We start from the raw sequence: 13,515 nt of genomic DNA on the forward strand, positions 1-13,515 counted from the left end.
TTTATAGTCGAAGTAACGTGAAAAAATTCTTTCAAGTTCTTTATTTTGAAACGAAGCGATAGAAGTAGGAATCATTAATTATACAGCGAAAGAACAAGTACTCTTATACTTGTTCTTTCGCATGTTTGCATGCGCAAAAAAAAAATGGGTGCGTTTACATTTCAGAATATTCTAAAATAATAAATGTGAGTTTTTGTAGTTTTATGTAGGATGATGTAATTTCGATGATAAAGTAAATGAAAAGTTAAGTTTTTATTAACAATTGTAATCGTTAGGGGATACAGAGTCAGGTAGCAAAGGTCAAAAAGTAAAAAAGCTTAAGCATAATGAAAAAGGAAAGGTGAGGAAAGTAAATGAAGAATTTCAAATTAAGTTTAGCTAGCCAAATTTTCATTGGTTTAATACTAGGGATTATCGTTGGTGCCATTTTTTATGGTAATGAAACGGCCCAAAACTTTTTACAGCCATTCGGAGACATTTTCCTACGAATGATTAAAATGATTGTAGTGCCAATCATCGTTTCAAGCCTTATCGTTGCAGTTGCAGGTGTAGGTGATTTGAAAGCGGTAGGTAAACTAGGTGCTAAATCATTATCATACTTTGTAGTGGTAACTATGATAGCGATTGCTGTTGGTTTAATTTCAGCGAATATCATCCAGCCTGGTGCTGGTGTGAATATGGATAAGCTGGCACAAACTGATATTTCCACGTATGTTGATACAGCAGAAACTAAGCAGCATGAATCGTTTGTAGATACACTCGTTCACATTGTACCATCCAATCCAGTTCAAGCTATGGTACAAGGCGATATGCTAGCGATCATTTTCTTCTCCGTGTTGTTTGGACTTAGTATTGCGGCCATCGGTGAAAAGGGTAAACCAGTATTCCGTTTCTTCCAAGGTACAGCTGAAGGAATGTTCTACCTAACTAACATGGTCATGAAATTCGCTCCTATCGGTGTATTTGCACTAATCGGTGTGACCATCTCCAAGTTCGGTTTGGAATCTTTAATTCCGTTAGGAAAGTTAGCGCTTTCTGTATACGGATCAATGATTTTCTTTGTAATTGTCATTCTGGGTCTTATAGCGAAATTTGTCGGTTTCAATATCTTTACGTTGATTAAACTTCTAAAAGAAGAATTGATCCTTGCGTTCTCTACAGCAAGTTCAGAAGCGGTTCTTCCGAAAATCATGGAAAAAATGGAGAAAGCGGGATGTCCGAAACATATTGCTACATTTGTTATTCCGACTGGATACTCTTTTAACCTTGATGGCTCTACATTATATCAAGCGTTAGCAGCTATCTTCATCGCTCAAATGTATGGAATTGATTTAAGCGTGTATGAGCAAATTACGCTAATGCTAGTGTTAATGATCACGTCCAAGGGGATTGCGGGTGTACCAGGTGTATCTTTCGTAGTTCTTTTAGCGACATTGGGAACAGTTGGTATCCCTATTGAAGGTTTAGCATTTATTGCCGGTATCGACCGTATTCTTGATATGGGGCGTACAGTAGTAAACGTTATTGGTAATTCACTTGCAGCAATCGTCATCTCTAAATGGGAAGGTCAATTTAATGAAGAGAGAATAAAGTCGCATAATGTTTCATGACCGAGTTTAATGACTAAGAATAGGAATCGGAATTCTCTTTGAAGAAATTAACCTAAATGATTGGAAGTTCATCCTCAACATAACCGTGATAATGTTTTTATGGTTTTGGTGTAAAACTTCAAGATTATAGTTGGGAAGAGATGGACTCTTTATCTGAAGTAAGTAATTCAGAGTATTTTACAATTTTTAGTTATCATTTACTATATATCGATCTTCCTCAATCGGGCTTTTTTTATGGAGTAAGGATCACAGTAGTGATCAAACTTTTTTATAAAAGAATGATTGAATTGAATATATAAAGAGCGTGTTTTAATCAATCTTTTTTCAAAACACGCTCTTTCTTTTGGTTGTTTATCAAGGTTATTATTATCAATTTGATCAAACATTAACCTAAAGCTACAAGTCTTATACAACGAACGGGTGCTTTACTTCATTATGGAGTGAAGCCTTTTTCTTATTCAAGTAACGGGGCAGCATTCCTGTATTAACTGAAAATGAGGTTTGAACGAAAAAAGACCTCTTGATAAGATTAATGAGTCCTAAGCTGGCCAGCTAAAAAAGGACAAAAACACCTATTTGGAGGTCTCGCAATGAATCATAACCAAAATCATAAAATCACTCAAATTACTTCTGAAACCTTAATTGTCGGAGTAGATATAGCCAAGCACAATCATGTCGCGAGAGCACAGGGTTTTAGAGGATTGGAACTGGGTAAAACGTGTTTTTTTGAAAATACGAAAGCAGGATTTTGTTCATTTCTAGATTGGATTAACCAACTTGTTAAAGAGTGTAAGTTAATTAAAGTGATTGTAGGCATGCAGCCAACCGGTCACTACTTGTTAAATATAGCTCATCTTCTAAAAGAGAATAATATTAAGTTCGTATCTGTCAATTCACTACATGTTAAGCAAGTAAAGAATTAGACGATAATTCACCTACAAAGAATGACGTGAAAGATGCGAAAGTCATCGCACAATTAGTCAAAGACGGAAGATATGCCGAACCAACAATTCCTCAAGGAATTTATGCAGAACTCCGAGTGGACAAAAACCTTCGCGATCTTCTCAACGTTGACTTACAGGTCGTTCAGGGACAAGAAGTTTGCTGACCATTTATTTAAACCAGATGTTCAGAAATCCAATAAATTTAGAAAGGGCAGCAAGCAGAGAAAATCTTAGCCTAGAGGAATTTGTTTTAAAGAGGAATTAATGGGAATGAATCGTGATACTTGTTGGTGGTGCTGTAAGGGAAGTAAGATTTTAAGTCAAAGATAAAAAAAGCACCTGAAAGGTGCTTTCTAGTTATATATCTTTTTAAAGTAATGAACAAACATAATGTTCATGGCAATTTCGACTATAGCCGTGATAATTACATCGATTATATTAGTTTCTTCAAATGAATGATAAGGGGCAAATAATCCAATATAAGTATAACCAATTATAGTTAAAAGTATAGACCATAAGATGTTCCGTAAAAACAGTGGAATCATTAAGCCAACAAAGGGCAAGAAGAAACCTAAATCTTTTCTACTCCTCTTTTTATAAATACTGATTAATAGATAAATTGCAATCGCATTGATAAAAATATATAAAATTAAATCAATAACATCATATCTATTCATAATTGCAGGGTTATAAACTACAGGTAGTGGAAGCACCGTAAGTGCAACTAATACCCAAAAAATAATACGGTAACTTTTCTTTTGTTTGTCAGAAATCGTTCCTTCCTGTAATGCCATGACGAGGTTGTTAATATTCCAGATATACATTGTTGTCTCCTTAAGTGCTAGATATCAGATTAATTATAGGTTAGGGTACACTGAAAAGCCACCTTTATTAAGATAGTTGGGGAGGTCTAGGTTCTATATTATGATCTTGATAATTCATGGGTAAGCAAGCGTATCACAACAGCCAAGGGGACGTATTCAGATTTGGGGCAGTTTGGTTGAGTAAGGGCTCAGATGGTTTTTTCTAATTGCTGTTTCTTGTTTATTTGGTATGAGAAGAGTTTGATCCATTAATTGAAACAGTGGAAGAAGACAATCCTGAAAAACTAAACGAATAGAAGAAATGTTTGACGGTACCCCTAAGTGAAAGTTAATGGATAACATTGTGATATGTAGCAAATATATTGGGGATTATTGGTTAGTTATAATTCTTTACTAATCGTTCTAGAAAGGGTATGATTTAATCATGGTTTGAAATTCATGTGTTTATTTTAGAACGTTCATTCTATAATGGATTATGACGTTTGTTTTTGTTAGTATTGGTTCATGTATTTTTTAAAGGAGAAATAAAATGGCTAGAAGTAAAGAGTTTGACGAAAAAGCAGTATTAAGAAAGGCAATGGAGCTTTTCTGGGAACAGGGTTATGAAAAAACATCCATGCAAGATTTGGTGGATCATATGGGGATACACCGGAGGAGTATATATGATACTTTTGGTGACAAGCGTTCATTGTTTTTAGCTTCCCTTAATCACTATGAAGAGCTCATCGTCAATGAGATGGAAAGCATAATTAGTAGCACTTCATCCATTAAACAGACGATACGTGATGTTTTTATTTTCGTACTGAATTCCATTGAACAATACCCAAAAGGTTGTCTATCAGTAAATGCAGCCATTGAATTATCTTTGCTGGACAAAGAAATTGGACGCATAGTTACAAAAATGTTTAACCGTACTGAAGATATGTTTAATAACCTTATAAAACGGGGCCAAACTAGTGGAGAGCTATCAAAAGAAATCGATTCTGATAACACATCTCGTTTCTTACACAACAATTTGGTAGGGATAAGAGTACTAATAAAAACTAATTACAATAAAAAAGAATTAGAAGGCATCATCACTCTAGCACTTTCAGTGTTGGACTAGCTTTCTTTTTTTACCCTTTTTAGAACGTTCATTCTAAAATTAATATGAAACAAACCACCATAATGAAATACTTATAAAATCGTTTTTTAATTTCTAAGGAGGAACACAAAAATGACAAACTTTAAAATACCAACAGAATCGGAATTTATTGAAGCAGATGGAACTCGTTACGCATATAGAAAATTTGGTACACAAGATGGTATACCAGTAGTATTTCTTGTTCACTTTAGAGGAACGATGGAAAACTGGGATCCAAACATGCTTGAACCTATTGCAAATACACGCCCAGTAATCTTATTTGACAATAAAGGGGTTGGTGAGACCGATGGACTAACGCCTACTACAATTGCTGATATGGCAAAAGATACAGCAACATTTATAAAAGCTCTTGGATTAGAACAAGTTGACATTCTTGGTTTTTCCATTGGTGGCATGGTAGCACAGGAGCTAGCTTTACAAGAGGGAGATTTAGTAAGAAAAATTATTATGGCAGGTACTTCGCCTGAATCTGGTATTAATCCAAATCCAGAGATTTTTGAAAGAATGAATCGTCACGGCGGAACGGAAGAAGATGGAATAAATGATTTTATGTTCTTTTTCTACGGACAAACCGAAACAAGTAAATCTGCAGGAATGGCTTCACTACAAAGAATTTTTAATCAGAAAAAAGTAAACAGTTCAGAACAAGTAAAAGAGGCACAATTACAAGCCATTGCAAAATGGGCTAAACAAAAATCTAATCATGATTATGAATGGTTACAAACCATCAAACACCCTGTACTTGTTACTAATGGTATTAATGATGTGATGGTACCGACTAAAAACAGTTATATCTTAACAGAGAAATTACCCAAAGCACAGCTGATTATATATCCCGATTCTGGTCACGGGCACCTGTTTCAATTTCCAGAACTATTTGCAGAACACGTAAATTCATTTCTTGATTCTAATTCTTATTAAAAAGGAGTATTCATATGAGCAGATTATTTGAAAAAGTTCGTATCGGAAACATTGAAATGAAAAATCGTATAGGTATGGCTCCGATGACTAGAAGTAGAGCTTTACCAGATGGTACGCCGAGCGATTTAGTAGCAGAGTACTATGGTCAGCGTGCTTCAGTCGGTTTAATTATAAGCGAAGGAACCCAACCTTCAGATGATGGGCAAGGTTACACTAATACACCTGGAATTTATACAGAAAATCATATTAAAGGGTGGAAAAAAGTAACTTCTAAAGTTCATAGTGAAGGCGGTCATATTTTTGTTCAGCTTATGCATGTGGGACGTGTATCACACCCTGATAACACACCTCACCACCGCCAAGCAGTTGCACCGTCAGCTATTGCACCTGGTGTAGAAATTTTCACGGCAGAAGGAATGAAAGAAATTCCAACACCAAGAGAATTGAGTGAGCTTGAGATAAAAGATGTTATCAATGAGTTTCGTTTAGCAGCACGTTCAGCAATTGAAGCTGGTGCAGACGGAGTTGAAATTCACGGAGCGAATGGTTACCTGATCCAACAATTCCTAAGTGAAAACTCCAATCATCGTCAAGATCCATACGGTGGTACGATTGAGGGGCGTTCTCGATTCGCTATTGAAGTAGCTAAAGCAGTTGTTGATGAAATAGGAGCAGAAAGAACAGGCATCCGTTTTTCTCCTCAAGGAACACTGCAAGGCATTGATGAGGGGGAAAATAGCCTTGAGATGTATCGTTATTTAATAAGTGAATTAAATAAGCTTAACCTTGCATATCTGCATTTAATGCACTTTGGAAACGAGCAATTCCTAAAAGATGTGCGTCAACTTTGGGATCAATCACTTCTTGTTAACCGTCCAGGTCGTCCGCTAGATCAACTTTCGTCTGATGTAGATAATAATCTTGCAGATGTTGTCACAGTAGGCACTTGGGTACTAGCTAATCCAGACTTTGTAGAACGGATTCAATCAGGTGCCCCCCTAAACGAACCTGATAAAAACACGCTCTATGCAGGAGGAAAAGAAGGTTATACAGATTATCCTTTCTTAAAATAATTTATTTAATATGAATATCCCATCTAGGGATATTCATAATCTTTTTTCTTAGGTTCGTTATGAAAAGATACATGTACGTTAAATAAAAATGTGGAGGATTGTAATGAAAGCTTTAGCAATTGAAAACTACGGTAAAAAACCAAATTTTTTAGACTTCCCTATGCCCAAAATTAATAATGACGAGGTCTTAGTTGAGATATATGCGGCAAGTATAAATCCTCTTGATACAAAAATTCGAAAAGGTGAATTAAAATTATTATTGAAATACAAGATGCCGTTAATTTTAGGAAACGATTTTTCTGGGAAAATTGTTGAAGTAGGTACTAGTGTCACGAAGTTTAAAGTCGGTGATGAGGTATATGGTCGACCTAGAGCAAATAAAATGGGAACTTTTACTGAATATCTCTCTGTTAACCAAGAAGATATTGCATTAAAACCTAAAAATTTAAGTTTTGAAGAAGCCGCCTCCATCCCTCTAGTCGGATTGACATCCTACCAAGCTTTACATGATATTCTGCGAATTGAAAAAGGACATAAAATATTAATACATGCAGGATCAGGGGGAGTAGGAACATTTGCTATCCAACTTGCAAAACATATGGGTGCTTTTGTCGCAACTACAGCTAGTGATGGTAGTGATTTAGTAAAATCTCTTGGCGCTGACGAAGTTATTAATTACAAGACAGAAAAGTTCGAACATTCGATTCGTGACTACGACGCAGTTCTTGATACCATTGGGGGGGCGACGTTAGAGAGATCATTTGTAACATTAAAAAAAGGAAGAAAGATTGTTTCTATATCTGGAATCCCGAATGGTCGCTTTGCTAAAGAAAACGGATTTAGCTCATTTAAAAAAACCTTATTTTCAATTGCAAGTTATAGACTTACGAAGCTAGAAAAAAAACATAATGTCCAATACACGTTTCTTTTTATGAAGCATAGTGGAGAACAGTTGAAAATTTTAACAGAAATGTTAGAGTCAGAAGTGATTAAGCCTACACTTGATAAAGTTTTTATTTTCGAAGATGCCCAAAAAGCATTGGAGTATGCAGAGGCGGGAAGAGCAAAAGGAAAAATATCACTTAAATTAAAATAATTAGTCTTATCTAACAAACCTTTCCTAGGTAGAAAGTGTTTGTTTTTTTTACTTATCGAGGTTGCTTATAGAACTCCCATGAAAATTTTAAAAAAGCTCAAAATCTAGAAAAAACCATAACAAAATAGACCCAGTAAAAACGCTTTTTTAAAAAAAGGCTAAGCCTTATGAGTAATCTGATTGAGTTTGGTCAATCGTTAAACAAAAACCTCCAATCATAGCATATTAAGTAGAGGCAAGCGCGACGACCAAAAAAGGATTAATCTCCCATGAGTGCTATCCATAAAGGGCGCGACAGTCGGTGGTACACCGTGGTCGCCGGAGTCAGACTAACGGATGGGCTCAAAGGCACCAAAGTTCAAGGACCTTCTTCACCAGCCATTAAAACATTATCGACATAGAGACCAATTTTCATTCTCTGTGGTGAAGCGCTGATTTTTGCGCTTCATGGATGGCTAACGGGGCAGGTTAGCATTCCTGAAGTTCGTTATTTTTGAACAAACTTGCTGCCTTTTTATATGCCTATTATTTTTTGTACTTTACAAATATACTACCTAATTGTACAATAAAAAAAGACCGAATGGTCTTATGAATTTCGTAGACTTTTTTCAAACGGAGGCAAATAGATTCATGGTTAATCGCAAGGGAGAACAGACTAAAGCCCTGATCTTAGAAAAAGCATCGAAACTTTTTAATAGCCAAGGATATAGGGCATCTTCTATATCCGACATCATGCACGAGACTGGTCTTCGAAAAGGAGGGATTTATAACCATTTCGAAAATAAAGAGGAAATAATGTTGAGCGCTTTTTCCTTTTCCATTGACACGATGAGTCATTTTTTCTCTGAAGCAATGGCAGGCAAACAAGGATGCATGGAACGTCTTCTTTCCATTATTTCCGTATTCGAGGGGATAGCTGAAAGAGAATTGTTTCCGGGAGGTTGCCCGATTATGAATGCTGCCATTGAGGCAGATGACGCAGACCTATTGCTTCAAGAAAAAGTCCGTGAAGCAATGGATGGTTTGCTCGGAATGGTTCGTAATCTTGTTCAGGAAGGCATAAAGAAGGGTGAGGTTAAACAAGGAGTGGATCCCGAGTTTGTGGCGACAGTGTTTATCTCCACGCTGGAGGGGGCGCTAGCACTTAGCAAACTTTACAAGAACCAAGAGTACATGAAAAGAGCTGTGCATCATCTTAGATCGTTTCTTGCTCAGAACTGTGCCTAGCAGTCTAAAAAGAAGCCGGAGATGGCTTTTTTTTAGACTAAAAAAGACCGAACGGTCTCTTTAACTATCTATAATACTTAGAAGGCGATACTACGAAATCTGACAAGGATGCTGTCATAGTGGATCTCGTCTGTTCATCGATGGGCAAAAGAAACTATAAGTCTTGACCGTTCCGATGGGCTTTCCGTACAAGTTCTGTGAGCCTTGGTAGAAAGCTTCACGACGGCGTACTTTGAGATGCTACTGATACAGCGATGAGAATAGCCTACACATCTACCCTCAGCGAAGGGTAGACATTCACAACGCTAGAACTAAAAATCAATTTTACGAAGTCTGTATGGAATGCCGACTTCGAATGATTGGGCAGGCCATCAAACAGGGTAGTACTGACGGATGGGCGTTAAATTGAACGACTAAGGAGTTGAGCGCCATGAAAAAGATGACAATAAATGATCATCCTACCGTAAAACAATATTACAAGAAAAAGGAAATTGTGCAGGGAACCGAAGGCAGGCGCATAGATACACAATGGTTGCGGAATTTATGTCTACATGCAGGAGCCGACGATGTTGGATTCGTCTCTATTGACCGAAACGAACTTGAGGACCAACGAAAAGAAATTTTTAATCTGTTTCCTGAAGCCAGGACGCTTATTAGTTTCGTCTGTAAAATGAACCGCGAGCCCTTGCGTTCGACAGCTCGATCCATTGCAAATACGGAATTTCATCATGTTGTCGATAACGTAACGCATATCGGACATGAAATCGTGAAAGAGCTTGAAGAGCAAGGGATCAAAGCATTGAATCCGCCAGCAGGATTCCCGATGGAGCAGGAAAGTACCGGAAAAGCATGGGTCATCTCACATAAACCAATTGCGGTTGCGGCTGGACTCGGACAAATCGGAATCCATAGAAATGTCATTCATCCCAAGTTCGGCAACTTTATTTTGTTAGGTACGATCCTTACAAATGCAGATATGACTTCGGAAAGTCAGCCCATTGATTATAATCCGTGTTTGGAGTGCAAATTGTGCGTAGCTGCCTGCCCGGTAGGAGCCATTGGCGCTGATGGTCATTTTAATTTCTCCGCCTGTTATACCCACAACTATAGAGAATTTTCCGGCGGCTTCACTGATTGGGTGAAGAATATTACCGACAGCAAAAATTCTAAAGCATACAGGGAAAAAGTAAATGATGCAGAAACAGCATCTATGTGGCAGAGTCTTTCTTTTGGAGCTAACTATAAAGCGGCCTACTGTTTGTCCGTTTGTCCTGCTGGAGAAGATGTAATTGGTGAGTTTCTTGACGATCGGAAGAAATTTTTGAAGGACGTTGTCAAACCACTGCAAGATAAAAGCGAAATGGTGTATGTAGTGCCGAATTCCGACGCTGAGGATCATGTCAAAAAGCGTTTTCCCCATAAACAAGTTCGGCCGGTGAGCAACGGACTACAATCGAAATCAATCCGGGCGTTTTTGCAAGTGCTTCCTCATATGTTTCAAAGAAATCAAGCAAAAGATTTAGCTGCTACCTATCATTTTACATTTACTGGAGAAGAAGATGCTCAAGCAACGGTTATCATTAAGAACAAGACCCTTACTGTGGAAAAGGGACATATCGGGGATGCAGATTTCCAACTTATTGCAGACAGTCAAACATGGATTCGGCTGATGGCCAAAGAAACAGGGGTATTATCAGCCGTCATGTCAGGTAAAATTCGCACAAAAGGCCAGTTAAAGCTGTTCAAGGCTTTCAGCAAGTGCTTTCCGTCATAAAAAATGAGAAGATTTTAAAGAAATATGCTTTTTAATTTTCTTCATCATTAGTAAATTAACTTAAATGTTTAGGAGGTAAAATCAATGAGTACAGCTATTGAGAATGAAGTCATTTATAAAGCAAAGCTTGCAAAAGAAGCAAGTTTAGAAATGCAAAATAAAACAACTGAAGAAAAAAATACAGCACTATTAGCAATTGCAGAGCAATTACTAATAGATCAAGCGTTAATACTAAAAGAAAATGCAAAAGACATTGAATATGGTCATAAATTAGGGTTATCTGAGTCCATAATCGATCGTCTTATGCTGAATCCAGAACGGGTTAAAGCCATAAGTGATGCAATTCATTTACTAATTGATTTGCCCGATCCAATAGGAGAAGAATTGGAACGCATAAATAAGGATAATGGACTGATTATTAGTAAGCGACGTGTGCCACTCGGTGTCCTCGGTATGATTTATGAAGCCCGACCGAATGTAACCATTGATGCAGCTACGCTTTCTTTAAAAACAGGAAATACAGTTCTACTCCGTGGCTCTAGTTCAGCAAAACACACCAATATGGCTTTAGTTACGTCTATACATCAAGCATTGAAACGTGTGCAATTCCCACAAAGTGCGGTACTTTTAATCGAGGATACGTCAAGAGAAACAGCTAAAACATTATTTAACTTAACAGAGTATTTGGACCTTTTAATTCCTCGTGGAGGCAAAGATTTAATTGATTTAGTGGTACGTGAAGCAAGTGTGCCTGTTATTGAAACAGGGGCTGGTAACTGCCATGTTTTTGTTGATGCAACCGCAAAATACGATATTGTAAGACCAATCGTACTAAATGCTAAAACTCAGCGTCCATCAGTATGTAATGCGATTGAAAGTTTATTAATCCATGATGAATTCTTTAATAATTATGGGAAAGAACTACTTGAAACGGTATCAATTGCTGGGGTTAAAATTTATGGAGATGAAAAAGTTTGTAAAGAATTTCCAACAGCCCTCAAAGCAACAGAGGAACATTATGCAAAAGAATTTTCAGATTTAATCATCAGTGTGAAAACTGTAAATAGTGTTGAAGAAGCCATTGCTCATATTAATCAATATGGTACAAAACATTCCGAGAGTATTGTGTCGGAAACGCCAAAGAATGTTGAACAATTCTTAAATGATATTGATGCAGCAGTTGTCTATCATAATGCCTCAACACGCTTTACAGATGGCTTTGAATTTGGATATGGCGCCGAAATTGGCATTTCAACACAAAAGCTACATGTAAGAGGACCAATGGGGTTACCAGCTTTAACGACGACAAAATATTATGTCAATGGAGACGGACAAATTCGTCTTTAATTAATCACAATATACAGTATTGTGGTTTTAAAGAAAAGTTACATCGTATAGCGGATTTTTCCTTAGCAATACTGAACAAATGAAGCTTTTTATAAATTAGAATGAATGTTCTTAAAAACATGCTTATGCTCTTTGAGAATCTTGTTGCACAATAAATCAAGTAAAGCCACTATATAAATCATTTAGAGAAAGGATTGATTTTTATGAAAATGGATTCCAACACAATTCTCATAACGGGCGGAACATCCGGGATTGGATTCGAGCTTGCTGCTCAGCTCCTTCAGCTTGGGAACACCGTAATTATTACCGGGCGGTCTAAGTCCAAACTGGACTTAGCTAAAAAGAAACTGCCAAACGTTCACACATTTCAGAGTGATGTAAGCGATCCAAAGGCCATATCTGACCTTTATGAAAAAGTAATCAGTCAATTTCCTGAACTGAATGTTCTGATCAATAATGCTGGGGTTATGCATAAATTGAACTTTCATACCAAAGAAGTTGATTTAGTGGATTTCAGTAGCGAGATTGAAATTAACCTCAGTGGTTCGATCCGCATGGTGAACCAATTCTTATCGCATTTAAAGGCGAAGAAATCCGCTGCGATTATGAATGTCTCATCCGCACTTGCATTTGTTCCTTATCCGGCATTGCCCGTATATAGTGCGACGAAAGCCGGTATTCATTCATTTACACAATCACTGCGAATACAGCTAAAAAATACTAATATTAAAGTGTTTGAATTGGCGCCTCCAGCTATTCAGACCCCTTTAGTTGAAGTTTTTGATGCCGACGAGATTAAAGCCGTAAAACCTATGGATGCCGGTAATATGGTTAGGTACGCAATCAAGGGTTTGAAAAAGGATCGCTTTGAGATCCTGCCGGGGCAGAGCAGTGCGCTGAAGTTCATGAGTCGTGTTGCACCTCAGTTTATGTTAAATCAGATAAGCAAAACTGTTGACAATGTGCTGACTCAAACCAAGAGTTAACTATACGGAACAGTGGTACATTAAACATGAATGTTGATTCTGAACAGATGACTTTATTTATTCTCTCTTACAGTGCATTGGCCCTCAGCAGATTGTATAAGGATAAGCGATATTTACATGGTCATCATGCAGATAAATGCTATTCTTTTCTAATTTTATTTTTTATTCTTTTTTTTGAACAAAAAAGAGACCGATTGGTTTTTTATTCAGGGGGGATTTATATTCTAGCACATAAAAAATGGTCTATGTGGTCACAACTTATTGCGGGTTTCTTGTTGGTTATTTCGACTACTGGCTTTGCAAGATTGGCTTATGGTGTGTTAATGCCTTTTATGCAAGCCGACTTAAATATGAACTACACACAGGCAGGATTATTAGCAACAACGATCTCGCTTGGCCTTCTTGCAATATCCCCTTAGCTGGGTTATTAGCAATTAAGAAAATGATGACGGTTAAATACCTGAATCTCCAGCTGCACAAGTACTTGGTTTTAAGGTGGTAGATGTTGAAGAAGGTAAGTTGTTATTGAAACGGAAGCTTCTGGAAGATTGCATAATCCAATGGGCACG

11 protein-coding genes and 1 pseudogene are annotated in these 13,515 nt (G+C 37.2%); 11 read left to right on the plus strand and 1 reads right to left on the minus strand.

The features are described 5' to 3' along the window. Positions 1-353: 353 nt before the first annotated feature. The gene (locus tag QNH43_RS08695; protein ID WP_283917488.1) at positions 354-1,610 is read left to right on the plus strand and encodes a cation:dicarboxylate symporter family transporter; all 1,257 of its coding nucleotides are present in this window, start codon (positions 354-356) and stop codon (positions 1,608-1,610) included. Positions 1,611-2,200: 590 nt separating this feature from the next. Continuing rightward, a pseudogene (locus tag QNH43_RS08700) lies at positions 2,201-2,706 on the plus strand (IS110 family transposase); the annotation flags it as partial. Positions 2,707-2,907: 201 nt separating this feature from the next. Here the strand turns inward: QNH43_RS08700 and QNH43_RS08705 are convergent. Then, positions 2,908-3,378: a hypothetical protein gene (locus QNH43_RS08705; RefSeq protein WP_283917489.1), complete on the minus strand. Its 471-nt coding sequence runs from the start codon at positions 3,376-3,378 to the stop codon at positions 2,908-2,910. Between the two features lie 529 nt (positions 3,379-3,907). On the opposite strand from QNH43_RS08705, the gene QNH43_RS08710 reads away from it, so the two are divergent. The 9 genes from QNH43_RS08710 to QNH43_RS08750 all read left to right on the plus strand — a co-directional run bounded on the left by QNH43_RS08710 (position 3,908) and on the right by QNH43_RS08750 (position 13,365). Then, positions 3,908-4,483, plus strand: a complete 576-nt coding sequence (locus tag QNH43_RS08710) for a TetR/AcrR family transcriptional regulator (RefSeq protein ID WP_048678351.1) — start codon at positions 3,908-3,910, stop codon at positions 4,481-4,483. Between the two features lie 111 nt (positions 4,484-4,594). Continuing rightward, on the plus strand, positions 4,595-5,443 hold the full coding sequence (locus tag QNH43_RS08715) for an alpha/beta fold hydrolase (protein WP_283917490.1): 849 nt from the start codon (positions 4,595-4,597) through the stop codon (positions 5,441-5,443). A 14-nt stretch (positions 5,444-5,457) separates the two neighbouring features. After that, positions 5,458-6,516: an alkene reductase gene (locus QNH43_RS08720; protein ID WP_283917491.1), complete on the plus strand. Its 1,059-nt coding sequence runs from the start codon at positions 5,458-5,460 to the stop codon at positions 6,514-6,516. A 103-nt stretch (positions 6,517-6,619) separates the two neighbouring features. Continuing rightward, complete coding sequence (locus QNH43_RS08725; RefSeq protein ID WP_283917492.1) at positions 6,620-7,612, plus strand: NADP-dependent oxidoreductase; 993 nt, start codon at positions 6,620-6,622, stop codon at positions 7,610-7,612. A 630-nt stretch (positions 7,613-8,242) separates the two neighbouring features. Then, a complete protein-coding gene (locus QNH43_RS08730; protein ID WP_283917493.1) occupies positions 8,243-8,839 on the plus strand; it encodes a TetR/AcrR family transcriptional regulator in 597 nt (198 codons plus the stop codon). Between the two features lie 430 nt (positions 8,840-9,269). After that, positions 9,270-10,613, plus strand: coding sequence for an SCP2 sterol-binding domain-containing protein (locus QNH43_RS08735; RefSeq protein ID WP_283917494.1), 1,344 nt, complete (start codon positions 9,270-9,272; stop codon positions 10,611-10,613). Positions 10,614-10,697: 84 nt separating this feature from the next. Beyond that, positions 10,698-11,960 carry a glutamate-5-semialdehyde dehydrogenase gene (locus QNH43_RS08740; RefSeq protein WP_283917495.1) on the plus strand — a complete coding sequence of 421 codons (1,263 nt, stop codon included), beginning with the start codon at positions 10,698-10,700 and terminating at the stop codon, positions 11,958-11,960. A 203-nt stretch (positions 11,961-12,163) separates the two neighbouring features. Then, on the plus strand, positions 12,164-12,946 hold the full coding sequence (locus QNH43_RS08745; protein WP_283917496.1) for an SDR family oxidoreductase: 783 nt from the start codon (positions 12,164-12,166) through the stop codon (positions 12,944-12,946). A gap of 26 nt (positions 12,947-12,972) precedes the next feature. Beyond that, a complete protein-coding gene (locus QNH43_RS08750) occupies positions 12,973-13,365 on the plus strand; it encodes a hypothetical protein (protein WP_283917497.1) in 393 nt (130 codons plus the stop codon). Positions 13,366-13,515: the final 150 nt, after the last annotated feature.

This window comes from Peribacillus simplex, from assembly GCF_030123325.1.
GTDB lineage: Bacteria > Bacillota > Bacilli > Bacillales > DSM-1321 > Peribacillus > Peribacillus simplex_D.